12 protein-coding genes are annotated in these 24,913 nt (G+C 74.3%); 7 read left to right on the top strand and 5 right to left on the bottom strand.

From position 1 onward, the window contains the following. Positions 1 to 29 precede the first annotated feature (29 nt). The 3 genes from ACNF49_RS28565 to ACNF49_RS28555 form a co-directional block, all read right to left on the bottom strand. A complete protein-coding gene (locus ACNF49_RS28565; RefSeq protein ID WP_482939369.1) occupies positions 30 to 3,344 on the bottom strand; it encodes an ATP-binding protein in 3,315 nt (1,104 codons plus the stop codon). 147 nt (positions 3,345 to 3,491) lie between these two features. After that, on the bottom strand, positions 3,492 to 4,367 hold the full coding sequence (locus ACNF49_RS28560) for a sigma-70 family RNA polymerase sigma factor (protein ID WP_357984585.1): 876 nt from the start codon (positions 4,365 to 4,367) through the stop codon (positions 3,492 to 3,494). Beyond that, positions 4,364 to 4,756: a VOC family protein gene (locus tag ACNF49_RS28555; RefSeq protein WP_482939368.1), complete on the bottom strand. Its 393-nt coding sequence runs from the start codon at positions 4,754 to 4,756 to the stop codon at positions 4,364 to 4,366. The genes ACNF49_RS28560 and ACNF49_RS28555 overlap by 4 nt, the downstream gene beginning before the upstream one ends. 204 nt (positions 4,757 to 4,960) lie before the next feature. On the opposite strand from ACNF49_RS28555, the gene ACNF49_RS28550 reads away from it, so the two are divergent. Further along, a complete protein-coding gene (locus ACNF49_RS28550) occupies positions 4,961 to 6,127 on the top strand; it encodes a cellulose binding domain-containing protein (protein WP_482939367.1) in 1,167 nt (388 codons plus the stop codon). Positions 6,128 to 6,300: 173 nt separating this feature from the next. On the opposite strand, the gene ACNF49_RS28545 is transcribed toward ACNF49_RS28550, so the two are convergent. Then, positions 6,301 to 6,876 carry a TetR/AcrR family transcriptional regulator gene (locus ACNF49_RS28545; RefSeq protein WP_357984594.1) on the bottom strand — a complete coding sequence of 192 codons (576 nt, stop codon included), beginning with the start codon at positions 6,874 to 6,876 and terminating at the stop codon, positions 6,301 to 6,303. An 84-nt stretch (positions 6,877 to 6,960) separates the two neighbouring features. On the opposite strand from ACNF49_RS28545, the gene ACNF49_RS28540 reads away from it, so the two are divergent. The 6 genes from ACNF49_RS28540 (at position 6,961) to ACNF49_RS28515 (ending at position 23,618) form a co-directional block, all read left to right on the top strand. Continuing rightward, positions 6,961 to 7,368 carry a VOC family protein gene (locus tag ACNF49_RS28540; RefSeq protein WP_357984597.1) on the top strand — a complete coding sequence of 136 codons (408 nt, stop codon included), beginning with the start codon at positions 6,961 to 6,963 and terminating at the stop codon, positions 7,366 to 7,368. A 44-nt stretch (positions 7,369 to 7,412) separates the two neighbouring features. Next, positions 7,413 to 7,772, top strand: coding sequence for a hypothetical protein (locus tag ACNF49_RS28535; RefSeq protein ID WP_482939366.1), 360 nt, complete (start codon positions 7,413 to 7,415; stop codon positions 7,770 to 7,772). 97 nt (positions 7,773 to 7,869) lie between these two features. Beyond that, positions 7,870 to 8,361 carry a tetratricopeptide repeat protein gene (locus ACNF49_RS28530; RefSeq protein WP_357984603.1) on the top strand — a complete coding sequence of 164 codons (492 nt, stop codon included), beginning with the start codon at positions 7,870 to 7,872 and terminating at the stop codon, positions 8,359 to 8,361. A gap of 1,345 nt (positions 8,362 to 9,706) precedes the next feature. Further along, positions 9,707 to 14,386: a non-ribosomal peptide synthetase gene (locus tag ACNF49_RS28525; RefSeq protein ID WP_482939365.1), complete on the top strand. Its 4,680-nt coding sequence runs from the start codon at positions 9,707 to 9,709 to the stop codon at positions 14,384 to 14,386. Continuing rightward, the gene (locus ACNF49_RS28520) at positions 14,383 to 22,680 is read left to right on the top strand and encodes a non-ribosomal peptide synthetase/MFS transporter (RefSeq protein ID WP_482939364.1); all 8,298 of its coding nucleotides are present in this window, start codon (positions 14,383 to 14,385) and stop codon (positions 22,678 to 22,680) included. The genes ACNF49_RS28525 and ACNF49_RS28520 overlap by 4 nt, the downstream gene beginning before the upstream one ends. Continuing rightward, entirely contained in the window at positions 22,677 to 23,618 is a 942-nt protein-coding gene (locus tag ACNF49_RS28515) for a threonine ammonia-lyase (protein ID WP_482939363.1), read from the top strand. Before ACNF49_RS28520 ends, ACNF49_RS28515 begins: the two co-directional genes overlap by 4 nt. A 60-nt stretch (positions 23,619 to 23,678) precedes the next feature. Here ACNF49_RS28515 and ACNF49_RS28510 read toward each other — a convergent pair whose 3' ends face one another. Then, positions 23,679 to 24,818, bottom strand: coding sequence for a WD40/YVTN/BNR-like repeat-containing protein (locus ACNF49_RS28510; RefSeq protein WP_482939362.1), 1,140 nt, complete (start codon positions 24,816 to 24,818; stop codon positions 23,679 to 23,681). Between the last annotated feature and the right edge of the window lie 95 nt (positions 24,819 to 24,913).

Genomic DNA, 24,913 nt, shown 5'->3' with positions numbered 1-24,913 from the left:
GTGTCGGGAACAGCGTGCGCGCCGCGCCTCTACGTGCACTTGGCGAGGGCTTGGCGGGCCCTTGTCAGCCAGTAGGCGGCGCCGGCCCGCTCCAGCTGGCGCACCGCCTCGGTCAGGTGGGCGCGGGCCCCCTCGCGGTCACCGAGCGCCAGCAGCGCCTCGCCCAGGTGGCCGTCGTACGCGCCGTCGACGGTGGTGCACGCGCCGTTCACGTGCAGCAGCCCGGCGAACGGACGGAACGCGTCGTAGACCTCCCGGACGACGTCCGCCTCGCCGAGCCGGATCGCCGCCTGCAGCCGGCACATGGCGGCCATCGCCCAGTGGTAGTCGCGCGGCGGCATGGGCGTCTCGCGCAGGATCCGCCGGGCGCGCTCGGGCTCGCCCAGCTCCGCCAGCGCGTATGCCAGGGCGTAGGCGGGCCCCGCCAGGCCGGTGTGCCGGGCCATCTCCCCGAGCCAGGCCGCCTCCTCGCCCAGGCGGTCCTCCTGGAGGATCGTCTCGGCCCGTCCGGCGAGCATGCTGAGCTCGAAGTAGGCCAGGTCGGCGAACGACAACATCGCCCTGACGGGCTCGAAGTGCCGGGCCGGGTCGGCGACGCCCTGGAACAGGTCGAGCCCCACGTGCGCCACCGCCGCCTGCAGCGCCAGCGTGGGACTGTGCAGGTCGCGCAGCAGCGCGCCGATCTCGGCCAGCAGGTCGCGGGCCTGCCGCACCCTGCCGTGCTCCACGTGGTGGGAGACGAGGTGGAGCTGTGCGATCACCCTGAGCTGGGGCGACAGGTCCGGCTCGGCCAGCAGGCGGCGGGCGGTCCCGGCGCGCTGCTCGACGAAGTCCTGTCCCTGCAGTGCGATGAGCCGCAGGTGCAGGACGCGCCGCAGCAGGGCGGGGTCGTCCAGGCGCTCGGCCGCCGCGACGGCCCGCGAGGAGACCGCGGCGACCTCGTCCTCGCGGCCGGTCTGGGCGAGCACGACGGACCGGACGGCCTGCGCCGTCGCCCAGGCCGGCGTGGACGGCGGCAGCTCGCGCGCGGCCCGGTCCGCCGCGTCGCGTACGGCGGCCACGTCGACGCCGTACCGGAAGGGCACCCAGATGCCGTGTCCCATCGCGATGTCGGCGGCTCTGACGGCCTTGTCCAGGTCGTCGCCGGCCATGGCGAGCGCCTGCTCGACCGCCTCGTAGCCCTCGTCGAACCGGCCGGCGGCGTAACGGCTCTCCGCCAGCCCGACGGCCAGCTCGAACCGCTCGGCCGCGCTCGCGCCGGCCGGCTCGGCGGCCGCCAGCGCCTCCTGCCAGGACACGGCCGCGTCGTCGGGCGCGTGCCGCCGCAGGGCCGCCCGCGCGGCGCGGGCCGCGTAGTCCATCGCCATGCGGGCGGGCTCCGCGCCCAGCTCCGCCGCCGCCAGCCAGTGCCGCGCGATCACCGCCGCGCGGTCGTCGCGGTCGTCCCGGTCGCCGTGCACGGCGGTGAGGGCGGCCGCCACCTGCTCGTGCACCCGCGCCCGCCACAGCCGCGACCGGCGCGACAACAACGCGTCGGTCACCAGGGCGTGCGCGAACTCGTAGCCGCCCAGCCGGTACGACGACTCCCGGACCAGCCCCGCGCCGAGCGCCGCGTCGAGCGGCGGCAGCAGGTCGCCGACCGTCCCGCCGGCGACCCGGGCCAGGACGACCGCCTCGAACTCGTCGCCCATCACGGCGGCCAGCTCCAGCACGCGGGCCGCCTCCTCCCCCAGGCCCGCCACCCGGTGCAGCACGACGTCCAGGACGCCCTGCGGCAGCCCGTCGCCCGCCCGGGCCAGCTCGGCGAGGAAGAACGGGTTCCCGGCGGTGCGCCGGCGCAGCTCCTCGGCCCCGTCCCCGCCCGGATCGCGGCCGGACATCTCCTTGACCAGCGCGCGCACCTCCTGGGTGGCGAGCCCGTCCAGCCCGAGCCGGCGCGCGCCGAGCCGGGACAGCGCCGAGAGCGTGGCGGTGAGCGCCGACGCCTCGTGCCGCCGGAAGGTCGCCACCAGCAGCAGGCCCGGCCGGGCGGTGGCGGCCACGTGGACCAGCAGCCGCAGCGTGGCGTCGTCGGCCGCGTGCAGGTCCTCCAGCACGACGACCGCCGGGCCGACCGCGGCCAGGAACGCGCCGACGGCCTCGAAGAAGCGCAGCCGCGCCCCCTGCGCGTCGGACGCCGGGACCGCCTCAGGACCGCCCGACAGAAGCGTGCCGACCTCGCCGGGCAGGGCGGCCTGCGGGGCCGCGGCGGCGAGGTCGCGCAGGACGCGTTCCCAGGGCCACAGGGCGGGCGCGGTCTCGTGGTCGGGGCTCGCCCCCCAGCCGACCGGCACGCCCGCGGTCGCGCGGAACCGTCTCAGCAGGCTCGTCTTGCCGACGCCCGGCTCGCCGTCCACCAGCACGACCTGCCCGGCGGCGGACGCCGCCCCGGCCGCCTCGGTCAGGAACTCCAGCGCGCTCTCCCGGCCGACGAACAGCGGCTGGTCCGGCGCGGGATCGTCGGCCCTGGGCGCCGCCGTCCGCACCGGCATCCGCGGCGGGGACGGCGGGGATGCCGGCGTGGTGGCGGGGCGGTTCGCCGGTAACAGGGCGGCGTCCTGGCGCAGCACGGCGGTTTCGAGCTCCCGCAGCCGCGGCCCCGGGTCGATGCCCAGTTCCCCGGCGAGCACGTCCCGCACCCCGCGCAGGCATGCGAGGGCCGCCGCCTGCCGGCCCGCGCGGTAATGGGCCAGCACCAGCAGTTCCCAGGCGCGCTCCCGCAGCGGGTGCTCGCGGACGAACGGGTCCAGCCGCGCCACCACGTCCGTGTGGCGGCCCAGTTCCAGCAGGGCCGCGGCCAGCGCCTCCACCGCGTCCAGCCGGACCTGTTCCAGGCGGCCGATCTCCGGTTGCGCCCAGTCCTGCGCGCGCACGTCCGCATAGGGGTCGCCGCGCCACAGGCCGAGCGCCTCGGCGAGGGCGGCCGCCGCCTGCTCGTGCCGTCCCGCGGCCAGGTGGGCGGAGCCGGCCGACACCAGCGTCCCGAAGTCCGCCGTGTCGAGGCCGAGCCCGCCGGTCATCAGGCCGTAGCCGTCGGCGGCGCTGACCAGGACGGCCGGGGTCGCGCCCGGCCGCCGGCCGGGCTCCAGCCGCCGGCGCAGGTTGGAGACGTACACCTGCAGGCTTCCCTGGACGCTCGGCGGCGGGTCACCGGCCCACAGCCGGTCGGCCAGCAGGTCGGTGGGCAGCACGCGGCCGGCGTGCATCGCGAGGAGGGCGAGCAGGGCCCGCTGCTTGGGCGGCCCGACCGGTACGGCCTGCCCGGCCACGACGAGTTCCATGGGCCCGAGGACGTTCAGCCGCACGCGCCCATGGTAGGGGCCGCCTGTGAACCGGTCCAGACGCGACATTCACCGCACCGCTCGACCGGCCCGGCACGACTTGCCGAGCCCGGTCCGGCCACGAACGGACCCGCTCAGGCCGGCCCGGAGGCCGCCGTGACGACCACCGGCTCAGGCCGGGGCGGGCCCGTCGAGCGCGGCGAGCTTGGCCGGATCGACGACGATGTGGATGCCGGTGATCCGGCCCCCGGCGACGGTGAAGGCGATGGCGGACAGCGGGGTGCCGTCGGCCCGCCAGGACAGGTGGCCGGGAAGCCCGTCCACCAGCACGGGCCGCTGCCGGGCGACCTCTCCGGAGAACATGCGGGCGCCGGCGGCGACCGCGGTGGCGCCCAGGGTGACGACCACGCCGCCGGGGGTGTCGACGGTCAGCTTCACGTCCGGGTCGAGGACCCGCAGCAGCGCCTCGAAGTCGCCGCCGAGCGCGGCGGCGCGGAAGGCGTCGACGGCCTCCCGGTGCTCACGGCCGGGGTCCGCCGCCCGGTCCGTGGCCCGGACCTTGCGGCGGGCGCGGCTGGCGATCATCTTGGCGGCGTCGGCGGACCTGCCCAGGATGTGGCCGATCTCCTGGAACGGGACCCCGAACAGGTCGTGCAGGACGAACGCCAGCCGCTCGCTCGGGGTGAGCGAGTCGAGCACCACGAGGAGGGCGAGGCCGACCGAGTCGGCCAGCGCCGCCCGCTCGTCCGGCGTGGGCTCGTCGGCGGGCGTCACCAGCAGGTCCGCGAACTCCTGCCCGTACGCCGTCTCGGGGTGGGCCTGGCGGGATCTCAGCAGGTCCAGGCTGATGCGGCCGACCACGGTGGTCAGCCAGCCCGCCAGGTTGCCGATCGTCCGCACGTCCTGGCGGACCAGCCGCATCCAGGCCTCCTGGACCACGTCCTCGGCGTCGGCGTGCGAGCCCAGCACCCGGTAGGCGACGGCGCGCAGCCGATCGCGCTGGGCCTCGAACGCCTCGGCCACCGGGCCGGCCGGGTGCGCGGTCACGGCCTGCGCTGCTGGCGGAGCGAGATCCGGTTGCCGTCCGGATCCACCGCCTCGGCGCGGACGCCGAACGGATAGTCCACGGGCTCGGGCTCCTCGAAGGTGACACCCCGCCGGCGCATGACCTCGAAGTCCTTCCGCAGGTCGTCGGATTCCAGGATCAGCGGGCCCGGCGCGCCTTCCCCGCCCGCGTCGCCCGGCTGTCCGGCGGCCCGCGCATGCGACCACAGCAGGATCTGCACCGGGCTGCCGGGCACGCCGACGGTGAGGAAACGGCCGTCGGGCCCCGGGACGTCGACGCGCTCCTCCAGGCCGAGCCCCGCGGTGTAGAACTCCAGGGCGCGGTCCTGGTCGGTGACGTAGACCGTCGTGTACATGATGGTGGTCAGCATTCTGCTCTCGATTCACTCGTGGGCCTGACGACCGTTCGTTCTCGGTCGTCATCCCCATGACGAGTGGCGGCGGGAAAAAGGTAACACGGCCGGTCCGGCCCGGCGGATTCCCGGCTTTACGGAACATGAAAACTCGTTCACGATCACTGCGAGGGGGTGCAGGCTCGATCAGAAGGAGGCCCTATGCGGCCTGGCAGACGATCCTTGGGAGCGGTTGGCCTCACCCTCGGATTCCTCACACTGGCGTTGTTCCTCGCCGCGCTGGCGATCGGCCCGACCGGGAGGACGGCTCTGGCCTCCGTCCCGGCGGCGCACGACGTGGCGGACGCGGCCGTCCCCGCGGCTTACGACGCGGCCGACGACATGGCGGCCGACGCGGCGGCCGACGACGCGCCGCCGACCCGACCCGGCGGGCTGCGGCCGTGCCCGGTGCCGTTCGCCGCCAACCCGACCGGCTACGCGTCCATCTGCTGGTCAGCCTCCTCCGACGACACGGGCGTCGCCGGGTACGACCTGTACCGCCTGGACCCGGACGGCTTCGTCCTCGCCAGTAGCACGACCGGCACGGTCGGCGGCTTCTCCGGCGAGCTGAACCGCCTGTACACGATGTACGTCGTGGCCAGGGACCTGGCGGGGCAGCTCAGCCCGCCGTCCGCCCTGATCACGGTGCCGGCGACGCTCGGGATGACCCCGACCAGCTCGCCCACCCCGCTGCCGGGCGACCACGTGCCCCCGTCCAAGCCCACCGGGCTGCGCGACGCCTGCCTGCAGGACTACCCGGGCGTCACGTTCTGCTGGCAGCCGTCGAGCGACAACGTGGCGGTGACGGCGTACGACGTGTACCGGGAGACGGCGACGGCGTACCGCAGGGTCGGCACGGTCCTGCCGCCGAGCCTGAACTTCGCCGAACCCGGCCTGGTCGTCGGGCAGCGCTACACCTACGTCGTGGTCGCCAAGGACGCGGCCGGCAATCTCAGCGTGCCGTCGGACCCGTTGTCCGCGCTGGCCAGGGAGGGGCTGCCGTCGCCCACCCCGTCGTCGGGCGCGCCGTGCACGGTGACGTACCGGGCCACGACGGGAGGGCCGCGGCTGGACGCCGAGCTCGTCGTGCGCAACACCGGGACGGCCCCGGTCGACGGGTGGACGCTGACGGTCGACTACCCGGCGGCGGCCGCCGTGCGCCTCGTCTCGGGCTGGTCCGCGAACTGGACCCAGGCCGGTGCGGGGGTGGCCGGCGTGAACAAGCAGTGGAACAAGGTCATCGGGGTCGGCTCGCAGACCCAGGTCGGGTTCACCGCCACGTACGGCGGCGGCGCGCCGCCCTCGCCGGTGAGCTTCGCGCTCAACGGGAAGACCTGCGCCACCGGCTGACGCCCCGGCTCGTAGCTGCTCGGCGGGGATGACCACGGCGGTCGCCAGGCCGCCCCGCCGAGCCCGACCAGCCCGACCGGCCCGACCGGCCGCCGTGGCGAGCGTGACCGGCCCGGCCGGCCGGCCCGTCGCGAGCGCGAGCTGTCGGTGGCCGGTGGCCGGGGGCCGCCGCTTCAGGCGCGCAGGGCGTCGAGGAGGCGGGACAGCGCCGCCTGGGTGTCGGCCAGCTCGTCCGGGGCGGACTGCGCCAGCCACAGCGCGGCCTCGTTCATCGCCCCGGACAGCAGGCGGGCCAGGGGCGCGACCGGCTGGGCGGGGATGGCGCCGGCCGCGACGAGCGCGGCCAGCGCCTCGGTCAGGTGCCGGACGCTGGTGGCCTCGTCGATCGCCCGCCACTCGTTCCAGCCGAGCACGGCGGGGCCGTCGATCAGCATGATCCGCTGCACGTCGGGATCGGCGCCGGCCGCGACGAACGCCGCGCAGCCCGCCTTGAGCTGCGCCCACGGGTCGTGCTCGGCGTCGGCCGCCGCGGCCACCCGGTCGGCCACCTCACGCTGCACCTGTTCCAGCACGGCCCGGAAGAGGTCGGGCTTGCCGTCGAAGTGGTGGTAGAGGGCGCCTTTGGTGACGCCGGACTCGCCGACGATCTCCGCCAGCCCCACCCCGGCATAGCCCCGGGTCGCGAACAGACGCCTCGCCGTGGCGAGCAACGTGCGGCGGGTGCGCTCCTTCTGCTCCGTCCTGGTCACTGCGTCCCCTTTGACATACCGACGGTATCCCAAATAGTGTACGCCCACATACCGTTGGTACGTGAAACTGATGAGGAGGAGCGCATGGAGCTGAGCAGCGTGTATCCGGTGGTGTGCACGGCAGATCTCGACGCGTCGAAGGACTTCTACGTCCGGCTGTTCGGGTACGAGGTGACCTTCGAGGCCGACTGGTACGTGAGCCTGCGCCGCGGGCCGTACGAGCTGGCCCTGCTCGACCACCGCCACCCGACGCTGCCCGCCGCCTACCGCCGGCCGGTCGCGGGGCTGCTGATCAACTTCGAGGTCGCCGACGTAGACGCCGAGTGGGAGCGCCTGGTGGGGCGCGAGGGGCTGACCCCGGAGCTGGCGCTGCGCGACGAGGACTTCGGCCAGCGGCACTTCATCGTCGCCGACCCCAACGGCGTCCTGGTGGACGTGATCACGCCGATCCCGCCCTCGCAGGAGTACGCGTCCCAGTACGCGCCCGAGTGAGACCGGCGTTGGACCCGTCGTACGCGTACGTGAATCATGGAAGGGTGCGTACGGGTTTCGCCCATGAGGCGACGATCGTCATGGACGCGGACAGCGATGTGCGCGCCCCCGGCGCGGCGATCACCGTGGCGCTGTGCGGCCACTGGGAGCACGAGCCGCCCTGCCCGATCGCGGCGCACCACACGGCCGCCGACCGCCGGGGCGACGTCGTCCGGGTGCGGGTCCTGTTCGCGGCCGAGGCGGCGGCCGAGGCCGACGTACGGGCCCGCATCGACGCCGCGCTGGCGCGGGGCACGCTCGACGGCCCCGACGGGATCACCACCCGATGGCGGCTCGTGGACACCCGGCCCGGCCGCCCGCGCGCGGCGGAACTGCCGCACCTCGAACGTCTCCGGCACGGATGAAGCCCGCCGAATTACGGCGGTCACGGCTCGGCAGGCATCCGGATCGGTCCGGACAAGTACGCTGACCGCTGTTTCCCGCGACAGTGAAGGAGCGCCGATGACCGCCGATCCGACGATGGCCAGGATCGGCCAAGGGGTGGACTTACATCACCACCAAGGCCGGCCCGAAGCCGCTCGCGATTTGTTCGCGCAGATCTGGGACGACATCGGCGGCGAGCAGGGCGAACCGCTGCACGTCTGCGTTCTCGCCCACTCGATGGCCGACGTGCAGGACGACGTGCGCCAGGAGCTGATGTGGGACCTGCGCGCGCTCGCCGCCGCCGACCGGGTCACCGACGAACAGGTGGCACAGGCCGGGGTGGCGATCCCGGTGGTGGCCCTGTACCCGTCGCTGCACCTGAACCTGGGCGAGTGCTACCGCAAGCTGGGCGATCTCGACCGCGCCCGTGACCACCTCGACCAGGCCCGAGCCGGGATCGGCGCTTTGGGCGACGACGGGTACGGGCGACTCGTCAGGGGCGGCCTGGACCGACTGGCCGGCCTGCTGAATTCCAACAATTCCCCTGTCCCCCCGACCACGAAACCCTGAACCGGTTTTCCCACCGCCATTTCGCCCCCGACCAATTCCCAACGAATATCAGCCCCCCTTCACCACCCCCTCGACAACACAAATTCAACAATTTCTGCTTCCGAACGACAACGCCCCCCAATTATTTGAGCCCACGCCACACCTGAGCGTCCAGCAGCCCCGGGGTCCGGGGGGCCGAGGGATCCGGAGGGCAGGAGACCCGGACGCAGGGGGCACAAGGGGGCCGAGGGGCCCACGGGACCCGGGAGGGGAGGGGGGCACGAGGGCCGAGAGTCCGAGGGGGCAGGGACCGAGGGGGCAGGGGGATCTGAGGCCTCCCGACCCGGGAGTCCGCGACCCGGGAGTCCGGAGCCCGAGAGTCCGGGGCCCGGCTTCCATGCCTCCAGACCGCCGGGCGGGCCGGAGTATGCGCGGCCTGGGCAGTCACCTCACCTCACCGCACCTCACCCAGCGCGCCACCCGACCGCGCCGTACCGCAACGTTCGCGCCGCCAGACCGAGTCGCCGGACCGAGCCACCTCGTCACCCCACCCGCCACCCCACCCAGCGCGCCGCCCGATCGCGCCGCCCCACCCCGCCGTACCGCCGGACCACACTGCCGCCAGACCACCCAGAGCAGGAGCAGCAGGCCCGGCTCGCGGAGGCCAATCGCGCCGCGGACCACGCCACCGGACCGCACCGCCGCCGCGCCGCCCAACCGCACGCCCCGCCGCCTCCCTCTGCCGCGCCGTCCTTTCCTGCCACCTAACCGCGGGCCCGGCCGCCTCACCGCACCGCGCCGCCCGGCCACGCCGCCCGGCCACGCCACCCGACCGCGCCGTCCGGCCACGCCACCCCTTCCTGCCGTGCCACCGACACGCCGCCGCCCGGTCGCGCCGCTCGGCCGCAGGAGTCATCCGCCAGAGGGCCGACCTCGTCCGCTCCGGCCATCGGGCCGGTAGCGTCCGAGTTGCCATGGACCCCTCGGACGCCCGCCGTCCTCATGACCTTGCCTCAGGAGGGTCGGCGCACGATGCCCTCATCGACGCCACACCCGCCACAAACCCCCCGCGCGCGTACCGACGCAGGACGAAGACCGTCGGCGGCCCCGGAGAGCAGCCCCACGCCCACGGAACGGGGGTTCTTCCGCCAGCCGGGATCACGAATTCGCCCACCGAAGATCAGCCACTACTGACAGTCACAGAAACCCTCGGAGTTTGACCGGAAAACCTTACGCGACGTCATTCACGCTGACGGCCAACTCCGCCCCCAGAAAGCCCTCGACAAAGCGATCATGCGGATTATGCTTCATCGCGCAATTTGTACATATTTGCCGCCAATCGCGGTGGGTTTTACGGGGAGACACCATGACCGACGACGTGAAAGGCCCGGGGGCCGGCACACGCGTTCACGAGGCCATATCCATCCAGACCAGGAAAAGTCCTGACAGCATCGCCGTCATAGCCGGCACCACCCGCCTCACCTACGCCGAGCTGGACCGCCGGGCCAACGGCGTCGCCCACACGCTGCTGAACCGCGGCGTCGGATGCGGCCACCACGTCGGCGTCTGCCTGGAACAGGGCGAATGGCTGCTGCCGGCGCTGCTGGGCGTGTGGAAGGCGGGCGCGGCCTACGTCCCGCTCGACCCCGCCTACCCCGCGGAGCGCTTACGGTTCATGGCCGCGAACGCCGAGGTCGCCGCCGTGCTCTCCACGACGGCACTCGCCGCGACGGCCACCCTCACCGGCGCGCAGGTCGTCCACGTCGACGAGGTCGCGCCGCGCGAGGACGCGCCCGGCGTCGCGGGAGACGCCGCCGACGCCGCGTACGTGATCTACACCTCCGGCTCCACCGGGACCCCCAAGGGCGTGGTCGTGGAGCACCGCAACACCATGAACTTCCTGGCCTGGGGCGCGTCGGCGTACACCGCCGAGGAGCTGGGCGGCATGCTGGCCAGCGCGTCGATCTGCTTCGACGCCTCGATCATGCTGCTGTTCGTCCCGCTCGTCGCCGGCGGCACGGTCATCATGGCGGAGAACCTGCTGGCGCTGCCGTCCCTGCCCGCCCGCGACGAGGTGACGACGATCTTCGGCGTCCCCTCCGCGCTGTCGGTGCTGCTGCGCGACCCGCTGCCGGCCGGGGTGCGGACGGTGGTGTCGGGCGGCGAGCCGCTGACCGCCGCGCTGATCCGCCAGATCTACGCCAACCCGAACGTACGGCGCGTCCTCAACATGTACGGTCCGACGGAGTGCAGCACCGCCTGCACCTCCTTCGAGGCGGGACGCGACTTCGACGGCGAGCCGCCCCTCGGCGAGCCGCTGGCCGGCGCCGTGCTGTCGGTGCGCGACGCGCAGGGCCTGCCCGTCCAGGACGGCGAGCTGGGCGAGTTGTGGATCGGCGGCCCCGTGGTGGCCCGCGGATACCTGGGGCTGGACTCCCCTGCGTTCGGCTCCGGCCCGGACGGCGGCCGCGTCTACCGCAGCGGCGACCTGGTCCGCCGGGTGGACGGCGAGCTGCGCTACGCGGGCCGGGCCGACGACCAGGTCAAGATCCGCGGCATCCGGGTCGAGCTCGGCGAGGTGGAGGCCGTGCTGGGCGGCCACCCCGCGGTGCGGCGGGCCGTGGTGCTGGCGCAGACCGGCGACGACGGGGCCGCCCACCTGGTCGGCCACGTCGCCGCGACCGGGGTGAGCGAGCCCGAGCTGCGCGAGTGGCTGCGCGACCGGCTGCCCGGCCACCTGGTCCCGGCCCGGATCGGGATCAGCGAGAGCCTGCCGCTGGCCCCCACCGGCAAGGTCGACCGCGCGGCCCTGCCCATGCTCGGCTTCACGCGGCTGGTCGCCGCGCCGCCGGTCGCGCCGAGGACCGACGACGAGCGCCTGGTGGCCGACGTCATCGCCGGCGTGCTCGGCCTCGACGAAGTCGGCGTGCTGGACCGCTTCGCCGACCTGGGCGGCCACTCCCTGGCCGCGGTCAAGGTGGTGAACGAGCTGTCGCGCCGGCTGGGGCACACCGTGCCGCCGGCGGCGTTCCTGAGCGAGCCCACGGCGGCCGGGCTGGCGTCCTGGCTGCGCGCGACCGTCCAGGAGCCGGTGCGGCGGGACGGCGGCCGGAGCACGTACCCGCTGACCGGCATGCAGCGCGAGTTCTGGACCCTGCGGCAGCTCCATCCGGGCCGGCCGGTCACCACCGTGTCGGTCCGGCTGCGGGTGAGCGGCCTGCGGGACGCGGCGGCGCTGCGGGCGGCGCTCGACGCCGTCGTGGCCCGGCACGAGGTGCTGCGCAGCACCGTCGCCGTGGGCGAGGACGGCGTGCCGTACGCCGTGGCGCATCCGCCGGTCCCGGTGCCGCTCGTCGAGCACGGCCCCGGGGCAGACCCGGAGCGGGTGGCCAGGCGCGCGGGCGCGTACGTGTTCGACGTGGCGGACGAGGTGCCGCTGGTCCGGGCCGAGCTGTGCTGGACCGGCGAGGCGGCGGCCGAGCTCGTGGTCGTGACCGATCACCTCGCCTTCGACGGCGGCTCGGTCGGCATCCTGATGGACGAGCTGGCCGCCGGGCTGGCCGGGCGCCCGGTCACCGGGCCCGCCGTCCAGGTCGGCGACGTGGCCGTGCGCGAGCAGGAGGGGCATCCGGAGCTGCCGCGGCTGCGCGAGTTCTGGCGGCGGGAGCTGTCGGGCGCGCCGGTGACGCCTCCGGCGCCCGCCGACCTGACGGCGGCGCGGGTGACCAGGCCGCTGCCGGCGGAGTTCATGGCCAGCGTGTCCGCCCTGGCCAGGCGGTGCGGCGCCACCCCGTTCGCGGTCTACCTGGCCGGGCTCGCCCTGACCGGCGCCGAACCGGACACGCTGATCGGCGCGGTCGCGGCGCGGCGCGCCGGCGCCGAGCTCGCCGGGGTCGTCGGCCCGCTGGTCGACACTGTGCCGGTACGGCTGCGGACCAGCGACGTCTCGACCTTCCGCGACCTGGTGCGCCAGGCCGCGGACGCCACCACGCGGGCGCTGATCCACCAGGAGATCCCGCCCGCCGAGCTGCCCCGCACCGCTGTGCTGCTGGCCATGCAGCACAGCGAGGTCCCCGTACGCGTGGAAGGTCTGGAACTGCTCACCGAACTCGGTTCGGGAGCCGTCGGCCACGAGCTCAGCGTGCTGGTCAACCGCACCGCGTCCGGCGGCGAGCTGCACCTGGAGTACGCCACCGCCCTGCTCGGCCGGGACCGCGCCGAGGCGTACGTGGACCGCCTGATCGCCCTGCTCCGGCACGCCATGACGGACCCCGGCCGCGAACTGGAGCTCGTCACCCCGGACGAGCGGGCCGCGCTGCTGGCGCTGGCCGCCGGGCCGGACCTGCCGCGACCGCTGCCGACCGTGCCGCGGTCGATCGCGGCCCACACCACCGGAACGGCCGTGGTCGGCCCCGACGGCACGTCACTGAGCTTCGCCGACCTCAACGACTGGGCCGACCGGGCGGCGGCGACGCTGCTGGAGCACGGCGTGGCGCCCGGGGACGTCGTCGGCGTCTGCCTGCCGCGCGACCACCTGATGCCCGCCGTCCTGCTGGCGGTGTGGCGGGCGGGCGCGGCCTACCTGCCGATGGATCCCGAGCACCCTGCCGAGCGGCTGCGGCTGCTGGCCGAGGACGCCGGGGCCCGCGTCGTGCTGGCCAGGGGCGGCCTGCCGGGACTCGCCGTCCTGGACCTCGACCGGCTGGCGCTCGACGGCCGCGCCGAGCTGCCCGAGGTCCGGCCCGGCGACCTGGCGTACGTCATGTACACCTCCGGCTCGACCGGCACGCCCAAGGGCGTCGAGGTCACCCACGCGAACCTGGCCGCCCTGGTGGCGGGCACGACGGCCGCACTGCGCCTGGGCCCGGACGACGTGCAGCCGGCCGTGGCGCCGCTGACGTTCGACGCCGCGGCCTCCGAGCTGTGGACGGTCCTGACCTGCGGCGGGACCAGCGTGGTGGTGGACCGGGCCACCGCCAGGGACGGTCACGCGCTGGCCGAGGCGGCCGCCAAGGCCACGGTGCTCGACCTGGTGCCCACGGCGTACCGGATGCTGATCGAGGCCGGCTGGACCGGCGACGCCGAGCTGCGCGCGGTCACCGGCGGCGAGGCGCTGGACCCGGGCCTGGCCGCGGAGATCCTGGCGCGGGCCGGCGAGCTGTGGAACGCCTACGGCCCCACCGAGGCCACCGTCACCTCGACCATGCACCGCGTGTCCGCCGCCGAGCCGGGCCCGGTGCCGATCGGCTCGCCGATGCCCGGCGAGCGGGCCTACGTCGTCGCCCCGCGGCTGCGGCTGCTGCCGCCGGGCGCGGTGGGCGAGCTGCTGCTGGGCGGCGCGGGCGTGGCCCGGGGATACCGGAACCGTCCGGGCCTGTCCGGATTCGTGGAGGATCCTTTCGTCCCCGGCGGCAGGTGTTACCGGACCGGGGACCTCGCGCGCTGGCGGCCCGACGGGACGCTGGAGTTCCACGGCCGCCGCGACCACCAGGTGAAGGTCCGCGGCTACCGCATCGAGCTGGGCGAGGTCGAGGCCGTGCTGCACGAGGTGGCCCAGGGCGCGGTGACCGTGTCCGGCACCGGCGCCCAGGCCCACCTGGTCGGCTACGTCACGCCCGAGACGGCCGATCCGGCGGCGGTGGAGCGACATCTGCGCTCACGGCTGCCCGACCACATGGTGCCGCGGCGGTGGGTGGCGCTGGCCGCCCTGCCCGTCCTGACCAGCGGCAAGGTGGACCGGGACGCCCTGCCCGAGCCTGGCGACGGCCCGCGGGCCGAACGGGTCGCGCCCGGCACCGACGCCGAGATCATGGTCGCCTCGATCTGGTCGGCGGTGCTCGGCCGTCCGGCCGTCTGGGCCGACGACGACTTCTTCGCCCTGGGCGGCAGCTCCTTCGCCGCCGCCCGCGTGGCCGGACGGCTCCGCGAGGTCCTGCAGCTCGCCGTGCCGGTGCGGCTGCTCTTCGACCGTCCGGTGCTCGGCGACTTCGCCGCCGGCCTGGAAGAGCTGCTGCTCGCCGACCTGACGGACGGGGTGGAGGCATGACCGAGGTGCAGCGGGACCGGGTCGCCGACCTGCTCCGTTCCCGGCTCGCGGCGGCGCGGGCCGCGGCCGAGACCCTTGCGGAAGCCGCTCCGGCGGGCATTCCGGCTCTGTCGGCCGCGGACATGCCGCTGTCGCCGCTCCAGGAGCGGCTGTGGTTCCTGGCCCAGCTGGAGCCGGACTCCCCCGCCTACAACGTGCCGCAGGCGCTGCGGCTGCGCGGGCCGGTGGACCTCGACGCCCTCACCGGCGCGCTGTCCGACGTGGGCGAGCGGCACTGGGTGCTGCGCGGCGTCATCGAGGGCCGGCGGGTACGGCCGGCCGCCGGCGTGCCCGTCAGCGTGGTGGAGGTGACCCCCGAGTCGCTGGAGCGGGAGCTGCGGGCCGAGGCCTGGCGGCCCTTCCGGCTGGACGCCGAGCCGCCCATGCGGGCCACGGTGTTCCGGCTCGGCGCCGACGACCACGTGCTCGTGCTGGTCCTGCACCACATCGTGACCGACGCCTGGTCGGAGCAGGTGCTGCTGCGCGACCTGTCGGCACTGTACGCGGCCCGGCTCGGCGCCGGCCCCCGGCCGGAGCCCCCGGCCCTGCAGTACGCCGACGTCGCCACCTGGGAGACCGGCCAGAACGCGCACGACACGGCCGGCGAGACCGATCTGGACTGGTGGACGCGGGAGCTGACCGGGCTGCCCCCGGTGCTCGACCTGCCCACCGACCGGCCCCGTCCCGCCGTGCCGGCCTGGAGTGGGCGCACGGTCGGCTTCGAGGTGCACGGGGAGCTGGCGGCCAGGGTGCGGGCCACCGCCGGGACGACGCCGTTCATGGTCTTCCTGGCCGGATGGCAGGCGCTGCTGGGCCGGTTGGCCGGCAGCGACGACATCGCGGTGGGCGTCCCGCACGCCGGGCGTAACCATCCCGACACCGAGGGCGTGGTGGGCTGCTTCCTCAACACCCTGGTGCTGCGTACCGACGTCGGCGGCGACCCCACCGGACGCGAGCTGCTGGCCCGGGCCCGCACGACCGCGCTGGACGCCTTCGCCCACAGCCGCACGCCGTTCGAGCGGATCGTGGAGCGGTTGCAGCCGGAGCGGAATCTGTCGGTCACCCCGCTGTTCCAGGTGATGCTGAACGTCTACGACAGCCTCACGCCGATGAGCCTGCCCGGGGTCGAGGTCGTGGCCGAGCGGCTGACGTCGCCGACGGCCAAGTTCGACCTCAACCTGACGCTGGAGGATCGCGGGGACGGGTTCGACGGCGTGCTCGAATTCCGCACCGACCTGTTCGACGAGGCGACCGTCCGCAGGCTGGTGGACTGGTACCTCGCCCTGCTCGGCGGGATGTTGTCCGACCTGGACGCGCCGGTCGGGGCGGTGCCGCTGGAGCCGGTGACCGGGCCCGCCCTGACCGGTCCCGCGCCCATGGACGCGCCGGGCCAGGCCGTGCACCACCTGATCGAACGGTGGGTGGACACCACCCCCGACGCTCCCGCCGTGGTCGGCGCGGATCTCAGCCTGTCCTATGCCGAGCTGGAGTCCTCCGCCAACCGCATCGCGCACTGGCTGATCGAGGCCGGGGTGCGCGCCGACGAGCCGGTCGGGGTGCTGCTGGAGTCCGGCGCCGCACTGGCATGCGCGCTGTTCGGCATCCAGAAGTCCGGCGGTGGATATCTGCCGATGGATCCGACCTATCCGGCGGCACGGATCGCGACCATGCTCGACGCCGCCGGAGTCCGGGCCGTGGTCACGGTGTCGGAGTTCACCGACCGCCTCGGCCCGGACGTGCGGGTCCTGGAACTGGACCGACTGCCCGACCTCCCGGAAACCAGGCCGGAAAGCGCGGTCCGGCCCGAGCACCTGCACCACGTCATCTTCACCTCCGGCTCCACCGGCACCCCCAAGGCCGTCGCCGCCGAGCACCGCAACGTCCTGAACTACCTCACCGGCATGCTCCCCCGCATCGACGCCCCCGGCGGCTCGTTCGCCGTGGTGTCCACCCCCGCGGCCGACTTCGGCCTCACCTGCGTCTTCGGCGCGCTCACCACCGGCGGAACCGTCCACCTGCTGCCACGCGAGATCGCGATGGACCCCACCGCCTTCGCCGACTACCTGACCCACCACCACGTCGACGTCGTCAAATGCGTCCCCAGCCACCTCGAACTCCTGGCCTCCGGCGGCGACCTGACCGCCGTCCTCCCAGGCAAACTCCTGATCCTCGCCGGCGAAGCCTGCCCCTGGGACCTCGTCGAACGAGCCCAGAACGCCAAACCCGGCCTGCGCATCCAGAGCCACTACGGCCACACCGAATCCACCATGATCTGCCTGGTCTGCGAAACCGACCAGATCCCCGCGGAACGCCGGACCGGGATCGTCCCGCTGGGCCGTCCCCTGCCGGGCGTCCACGGCCATCTGGTGGACTCGCGGCTGCGCCCGGTCCCGCCGGGAGTACCTGGCGAGCTGGTCGTCGGCGGCCCCGGCATCACGCGCGGCTACATCGGGCTGCCCGAACTGACCGCCGAACGGTTCGTCCCCGACCCGCTCACCGGCCACGACCGCTGCTACCGCAGCGGCGACCTGCTCCGCCTCACCACCGACGGACAGATCGAATTCCGCGGCCGAGTCGACGACCAGGTCAAGGTCCGCGGCTACCGCGTCGAACTCGGCGAAGTCGTCACCGCCCTGCGCGCCCTCCCCCAGATCACCGAAGCCGTCGTCCTCCCCATCGGCGAAGGCAAGGCCAGACAGCTCGCCGCCTGGGTCACCCCGGCAGCACTGGACATACCGGCGGTCCGCTCGGCGCTGCGCGAACGCCTGCCCGACTACATGGTCCCCACCCACATCGTCACCCTCGACCACCTGCCCCTCAACCCCAACGGCAAGATCGACCGCGCCGCCCTCCCCGAACCGCATCAGGAGGCGGTGGCCTTCGTGCCGCCGAGCACGGCCGGCGAGAAGCTGGTGGCCCAGGCGTGGGCCGAAGTGCTCGACGTGGACCAGGTGGGGGCGAACGACGACTTCTTCGCCCTGGGCGGGCACTCCTTCGCCGCCACCCGGGTGGCGGGCCGCCTGCGCGAACAGCTCGGCGTCGCCGTACCGGTGCGGCTGCTCTTCGAGCACTCCGTGCTCGCCGACCTGGCCGCCGCGCTCCCACGCCCGGCCTCGGCGGCGGTGGCGCGCCGAGAGCGCGTGGAGGGCCCGGCGCCGCTGTCCGGCGCCCAGGCCAGGCTCTGGTTCCTGGCCCAGCTGGAGCCGGACGGCACGGCCTACAACGTCCCGATGACCCTGCGGCTGCGCGGGCCGCTTCAGGCCGACGCGCTGCTGGGCGCGGTCAGGGACCTGGCCGAGCGGCACGAGGTGCTGCGCAGCGTGATCGTCGCCACCGGCGCCGAACCGGTCCTGGAGGTACGGCCGGCCGCGGAGGTGCCGGTGACCACCGTGACCATCGACCGTTCCCAGGTCGACCGGGCGGTGGCCGAGCAGCTGGCCACGCCGTTCGCGCTGGACCGGGAGCCGCCGATGCGGGCGGTCCTGTTCGCGGTCGACGACGCGGAGCACGTGCTCTCCCTCACCTTCCACCACATCGCCACGGACGCCTGGACGCGCGGCCTCCTGCAGTCGGAGCTGTCGGCGCTGTACGCCGCCCGGCTGGGTCTGCGCCCGCCGCCGGGCCCGCCGCCCGCCCAGTACGCGGAGGTGGCGCCCATCCCGGCCCTGGCCGACCTGGACTGGTGGGCGGAACGGCTGCAGGGGCTGCCGCCCGTGCTCGACCTGCCGACCGATCGTCCCCGGCCCGCGGTGGCCGACCCGGCGGGGGCCTCGCTGGAGGTCGAGCTGCCGGCGGAGCTGGCGGCCAAGGTGCGGTCGGCGCCGGGCGTGACGCCGTTCATGGTGCTGCTGGCCGGGTTGCAGGCGCTGCTCGCGCGGCTGTCGGCCGTCCACGACATCGCGGTCGGCGTGCCGGTCAGCGGACGGGACCATCCCGACACCGAGGGCGTGGTGGGCTGCTTCATCAACACCGTCGTGGTCCGCTCAGACCTGGGCGGCGACCCGACCGGCCGGGAGCTGCTGGACCGGGTCAAGGAGGCCGCACTGGGGGCGCTCGCCCACGCCGGAGCGCCGTTCGACCGGGTGGTGGACCGGCTGCGGCCCGAACGCAACCTGGCCGCCACCCCGCTGTTCCAGGTGATGCTCAACTACATCCCCGACCAGGGACGTCCCGAGCTGCCCGGCCTGGAGGCGACCTCCATCGAGCTTCCCGAGCGGACGGCGAAGTTCGACCTGGACCTGTACGTGCTCGACAGCGGTCCCGGATCGCCGCTGCGCGGCGGCTTCGGCTACCGCACGGACCTGTTCGACGAGGCGACCGTCCGCAGGCTGGTGGACTGGTACCTCGCCCTGCTGGACGGGATGTTGTCCGATCTGGACGCGCCGGTCGGGGCGGTGCCGCTGGAGCCCGTGACCGGGCCCGCCCTCGCCGGTCCCGCGCCCATGGACACGCCCGGCGAGGCCGTGCACCACCTGATCGAACGGTGGGTGGACACCACCCCGGACGCCCCCGCCGTGGTCGGCGCGGATCTCAGCCTGTCCTATGCCGAGCTGGAGTCCTCCGCCAACCGCATCGCGCACTGGCTGATCGAGGCCGGGGTGCACGCGGACGAACCGGTCGGCGTGCTCCTGGAGCCCGGCGCCTCCTTGGCGAGCACGCTGTTCGGCATCCAGAAATCGGGCGGCGGATATCTGCCGATGGATCCCACCTACCCGGCGGCACGGATCGCGACCATGCTCGGCGCCGCCGGAGTCCGGGCCGTGGTCACGGTGTCGGAGTTCACCGACCGCCTCGGCCCGGACGTGCGGGTGCTGGAACTGGACCGACTGCCTGACCTGGGCGCCGATCGGCCCTGTGTGGAGGTCCGGCCCGAGCACCTGCACCACGTCATCTTCACCTCCGGCTCCACCGGCACCCCCAAGGCGGTCGCGGCCGAGCACCGCAACGTGCTGAGCTACCTCACCGGGATGCTGCCCCGGATCGACGTCCCCGGCGGCTCGTTCGCCGTGGTGTCCACCCCGGCGGCCGACTTCGGCCTCACCTGCGTCTTCGGCGCGCTCACCACCGGCGGAACCGTCCACCTGCTGCCACGCGAGATCGCGATGGACCCCACCGCCTTCGCCGACTACCTGACCCACCACCACGTCGACGTCGTCAAATGCGTCCCCAGCCACCTCGAACTCCTGGCCTCCGGCGGCGACCTGACCGCCGTCCTCCCAGACAAACTCCTGATCCTCGCCGGCGAAGCCTGCCCCTGGGACCTCGTCGAACGAGCCCAGAACGCCAAACCCGGCCTGCGCATCCAGAGCCACTACGGCCACACCGAATCCACCATGATCTGCCTCGTCTGCGAAACCGACCAGGTGCCGGCCGGGCAGCGAAAGGGGATCGTCCCCCTGGGCACGCCGCTCCCCGGGGTCTACGGGCACCTGGTCGACGCCCAGCTCCGGCCGGTCCCGCCCGGCGTGCCAGGTGAGCTGGTCGTCGGGAGTCCCGGCATCACGCGCGGCTACATCGGGCTGCCCGAACTGACCGCCGAACGGTTCGTCCCCGACCCGCTCACCGGCCACGACCGCTGCTACCGCAGCGGCGACCTGCTCCGCCTCACCACCGACGGACACATCGAATTCCGCGGCCGAGTCGACGACCAGGTCAAGGTCCGCGGCTACCGCGTCGAACTCGGCGAAGTCGTCACCGCCCTGCGCGCCCTCCCCCAGATCACCGAAGCCGTCGTCCTCCCCATCGGCGAAGGCAAGGCCAGACAACTGGCCGCCTGGGTCACCCCCGCCACGGCGAACGTGCCGGCGGTCCGCTCGGCGCTGCGCGAACGACTGCCCGACTACATGGTCCCCACCCACATCGTCACCCTCGACCACCTGCCCCTCAACCCCAACGGCAAGATCGACCGCGCCGCCCTCCCCGAGCCCAAGCCCGAGGCCACCGCCTTCGTGCCGCCCGGCACTGCGGCCGAGCGACTGGTGGCCGAGGCGTGGGCGAAGGTGCTCGACGTGGCCGAGATCGGCGCCCACGACGACTTCTTCGCGCTGGGCGGTGACTCCTTCGCCGCCGTCCGCGCGGTCAAGGAGATCGGCCGCGGCCTGCGTGTGATCGACCTGTTCACCCGGCCGACCGTCGCCCAGCTGGCCGCCTTCCTCGGCCAGGAGGGCGGCGCGGGGCTGCTGCACCGGCTGGGCGGGGGCCCGGCCAGCGAGTTCACCCTGCTCTGCGTGCCGTACGGCGGCGGTTCCGCGGCGGTGTACCAGCCGCTGGCGGCCGCACTCGGAGACCGGGTGGAGGTGTTGTCGGTCGAGCTGCCCGGCCACGACCCCGCCCGGCCCGAGGAGCTGCCGCTGCCTCTGGAGGACCTCGTCGAGGCGTTGTCCGCCGAGGTGGCGAAGTCCTCGATCAGCCGTCCGGTGGCCGTGTACGGCCACTGCGTCGGCTCCGCGCCGGCCGTGGCGCTGGCCCGCAGGCTGGAGGCCGACGGCGTGCCGGTGCTGGGCGTGATCGCGGCGGGCAGTTTCCCGTCCGCCCGGCTGCCCGGCCTGGCCAGGAAGCTGTTCCGCGGCGACCGCCTGGTCTCCGACCGGCTGTTCCGCGACGCGCTGCGGGCGTCGGGCGGCCTGCTCGACGACATGGACGAGGCCGCCAAGGAGACCGCGGTGCGCGCCATGCGCCACGACTCCACGCAGGCGCAGGAGTGGTTCACCCGGGAGCTGGCCGCCGACGGCCCGCGGCTGGGCGCGCCGATCCTGTGCCTGGTGGGCGAGCGGGACCGGGCCACCCAGCTGCACGAGGAGCGCTACGCCGAATGGGGGGCCTTCGCGTCGAGGGTGGCGCACGCCGTGCTGCCCAGGGCCGGGCACTACTTCCTGCGCCATCAGGCCGAGCCGCTCGCCGCCCTGCTGTTCGACCAGCTCCGGCGCTGGTCGGACGGTGAGCTGCCGGATCCGGTGCGCGCCCCTGACCGGACCGGCCTGCGCTCCTTCTACACCGTCGCCGGCGGACAGTTCGCGTCGGCGGTGGGCAACGCGCTCAGCGCCTTCGCGCTGGGCATCTGGGCCTACCAGCGCAGCGGCGAGATCCTGGACCTCGCGCTGGTCACGATGCTGGCGCAGATCCCGGCCGTGCTGCTCACCCCGCTGGGCGGCGCGCTGGCCGACCGGGTGGACCGGCGGCGCATCATGCTCGCCTGCGACGCCCTGTCCGGGCTGGCGATGGGGGCGCTGGTGCTGCTGATGGCGACCGACCGGCTGGAGTTGTGGAACGTCTGTCTCGTCGTCGCCGTCACCTCGATGGTCACGGCGTTCCACCAGCCCGCCTACCTGGCCGCGATCGCGCAGCTGGTGCCCAAGCCGTACCTGCCGCAGGCCAACGCCATGGCCAACCTGGGGTTCGGCGCGGGCAACGTGGTGGCCCCGCTCGCGGGCGGGGCGCTGATCGGCCTGTTCGGGCTGTCGGCGGTGATCTCCGTCGACGTGGCCACCTTCGCGATCGGCGTGGGGACGCTGCTCGCGGTCAGGTTTCCGAACCGGCTGTTCCACCGGCGGGAGGAGAGCTTCCGGGCGGCGCTGAGCGGCGGGTGGCGCTTCATCCGCCGGCGGCGGCCGCTGCTGGTGATGGCGGTCTTCTTCGCGGTGGTCAACTTCTGCACCGCGCTGATGTGGGTGCTCATCACCCCGATCGTGTTGTCCATCGGCAGCTCGGCCGACCTGGGCGTGGTGACGGCCGCCGGAGGTCTCGGCGTGGCGGTGGGCACGGGCGTGATCCTGGTGTGGGGCGGCAGCCGCCGCCGGGCGACCGGCATGATCGCCTTCGTGATCGGCTCCGGGGTCGGTGTCGTCCTGATGGGCGCGTGGCCCGTCGTGGGGCTGGTCGCGGGCGGCCTGTTCGTCCGGCTGGCCTGCATGAGCATCGGCAACGCGCACTGGTTGTCCGTCATCCAGACCAAGGTGGGGCCGGACCTGCAGGGCCGGGTGCTGGCGGTGAACGTCATGCTGGCCACGGCCATGCAGCCGCTGGGCTTCCTGTCGGCCGGGCCGCTGGCCGAATGGGCGGAGCCGCTGTCCTCCCGGCCGGGCGGCGGCGCCGCGTCGGTGCTGCTGGCCAGCGGCGTCCTGCTGGTGGTCTGGGGCCTGCTCGGGCTGCGTCACCGGCCGCTGCACCATATCGAGGACCTCATCCCCGACGCGGCGCCGCCCTCGGAGGCCGCCGCCGACCTGAACGCGATCCAGGAGAAGGTGCTGAACGGATGACCTTGGTATCCGCCTCCGACGTGCGGGCCGCCGCGGCGCGCATCGCCCCGTTCGTCCGGCGCACGCCGCTGCTGCGGCTGCCCGGCGAGCGCCTGTGGCTCAAGCCCGAGAACCGGCAGCCCACCGCCTCGTTCAAGGTGCGCGGCGCCGCCAACGCGGTGGCCCGGCTGGCCGGGCGGGGCATCACGCACCTCGTGGCCCAGTCCTCGGGCAACCACGCCCAGGCCATCGCCTACGCCGCCGCCCGGCACGGCCTGCGGGCCACCGTCGTCCTGCCCGACACCGCGCCGGAGCTGAAGGTGGAGGCCGCTCGCGGGCTCGGCGCCGAGGTGGTCATCGTGCCGCCGGCCCTGCGCGAGGTCACCTGCCTGGCGCTGGCCGACCATCTCGGGGCGACCGTCGTGCGGTCCGACGACTTCGACGTGATCGCCGGGCACGGCAGCGCCGGGGCGGAGATCGCCCTCGACCTTCCGGAGGCGGGCACGATCCTGGTGCCCGTCTGCAACGGCGGTCTGCTGGCCGGCGTCGCGGTGGCGGCCAAGGCCGCCGACCCCGCGATCACCGTGATCGGCGTCGAGCCCGAGCTCGCCGCCGACGGCGCGGCCAGCTTCCGCAGCGGCAGCCGTACGGCCTGGCCGGTGGAGCTGACCTACCGCACCCGGGCCGACGGGTTACGCGGCCCCGTCCTGGGCGAGCTGGCCTGGGAACACATCCGGCGGCACGTCGACGACATGCTGACCGTTCGCGAGGACGACATCGACGCCGCCGCCGAGCTGCTGTGGCAGCGGCTCGGCGAGCGCGCCGAGCCCAGCGGGGCCGTGACCACCGCCGCCTACCTGGCCCACCAGGCGCTTCTGCCCGACGGCCTGGTGGTGGCGATCATCTCCGGCGGCAACGTGGCGCCCGCCCTCCAGCCGGCGGCCCGGCAGGCGGAGTGACCCCGCCCTCGCGTCCCATGGTCGCGGGACCACCATGGGACGCAAGGCCGGGGACGGGTGCTACGACTCCTCGGAGACCCCCAGGTACATCACGCTCGGGTGCGCGGGGTTGAAGGCGATGGAGGTGACCCGGTCGTAGGCGTTGTGGTTGATCGTGACGCGGTCCTTGCGGGACTCGTACTTGTAGATGTCCGTGCCGATACCCGCCCATCCGGTCCCGAAGTCGAAGTAGAGGACGTCCGCGTCCTTCGGGTGCGGGGCGAGCAGCGGCCCGTTGGGGATCGTCACCGCCGCGTCCTGGTCCACGGCGGGGGTGAAGTTCCGGCCTCCGTCGTCCGAGCGGTAGATGTGCCGGCCGCCGGACGGCGCGCCGGCGTCCAGCTCCGCCAGGTTGAGCCCCATCGCCCACACGACGTTCCCGGCGGCCGGGGAGATCGCGGCGCTGAACACGTTGACCCGGTCGCCGTCCTCGGCCAGCCCCGCGGCCGCGGCCCAGGTGCGGCCGCCGTCGAAGGTGACGCGGGCGCCGGTGTCGGAGGCGCTGATGTCGGAGGCGCCGAGCACCACGTGGTCCAGGTCGTGCGGGTCGAACACCGCCGTGTAGGACATGCGGGTGTTGCTGGGTGACCAGGCCGGCACCCCGACGGGCTGCCAGGTGCGCCCGCCGTCCCGCGACTCGCGCAGCTGGCCCTGAAGGTCGGAGGTCCGCAGGCGGTCGCCGTCGCCCCGGTCCACGCCGATCCCGATCAGGTCGCCGCCCGGCCCGGTGAGGGGCGTGACGCCCTCGGGCGTGGCGAGCGCCAGGTTGCCGTCGCGGTCCCAGGCGTAGGCCCGGCCGCCCGGGGCGGCGACCAGCTCGATGGAGGAGCCCTTGACCTCGCCGGCCACGTTCCAGGTGCAGCCCGCGTCCTTGGAGGCCAGCAACTGCCTGTTGGACATGGCCAGCAACTGGTTCGGGCGGTCGAGCGCGGCCAGGCCGGTGGTGTAGACGATCGGGCCGAGCACCTCGCTGGTGGACGCGATCTTCTTGCCGTCGTTCCACGCGTACGTCACAGAGCCGTCACCGGCGACCGTCTGACAGACCGGCCGGCTCCAGCCCGAGCCGTCGAAACCGTCGCCGACGCTCCGCGCCATGGCGGGCGTGGCGGCCGACAGGACCGTCAGCGCGGTCGCGAGTCCGATGGTGAACGCCTTCTTCAACACTGCCTCCCCGACAGGAAAGTGGTACGCGTCCGTTCCTATCGGTGAATTCGATGCTCAGGCTAGGTCTGCCGGCGGCCGGTTCACGCCATGGC

It is taken from the genome of Actinomadura sp. ATCC 39365 (assembly GCF_054392275.1).
This window is presented reverse-complemented; position numbering and strand designations above follow the sequence as displayed.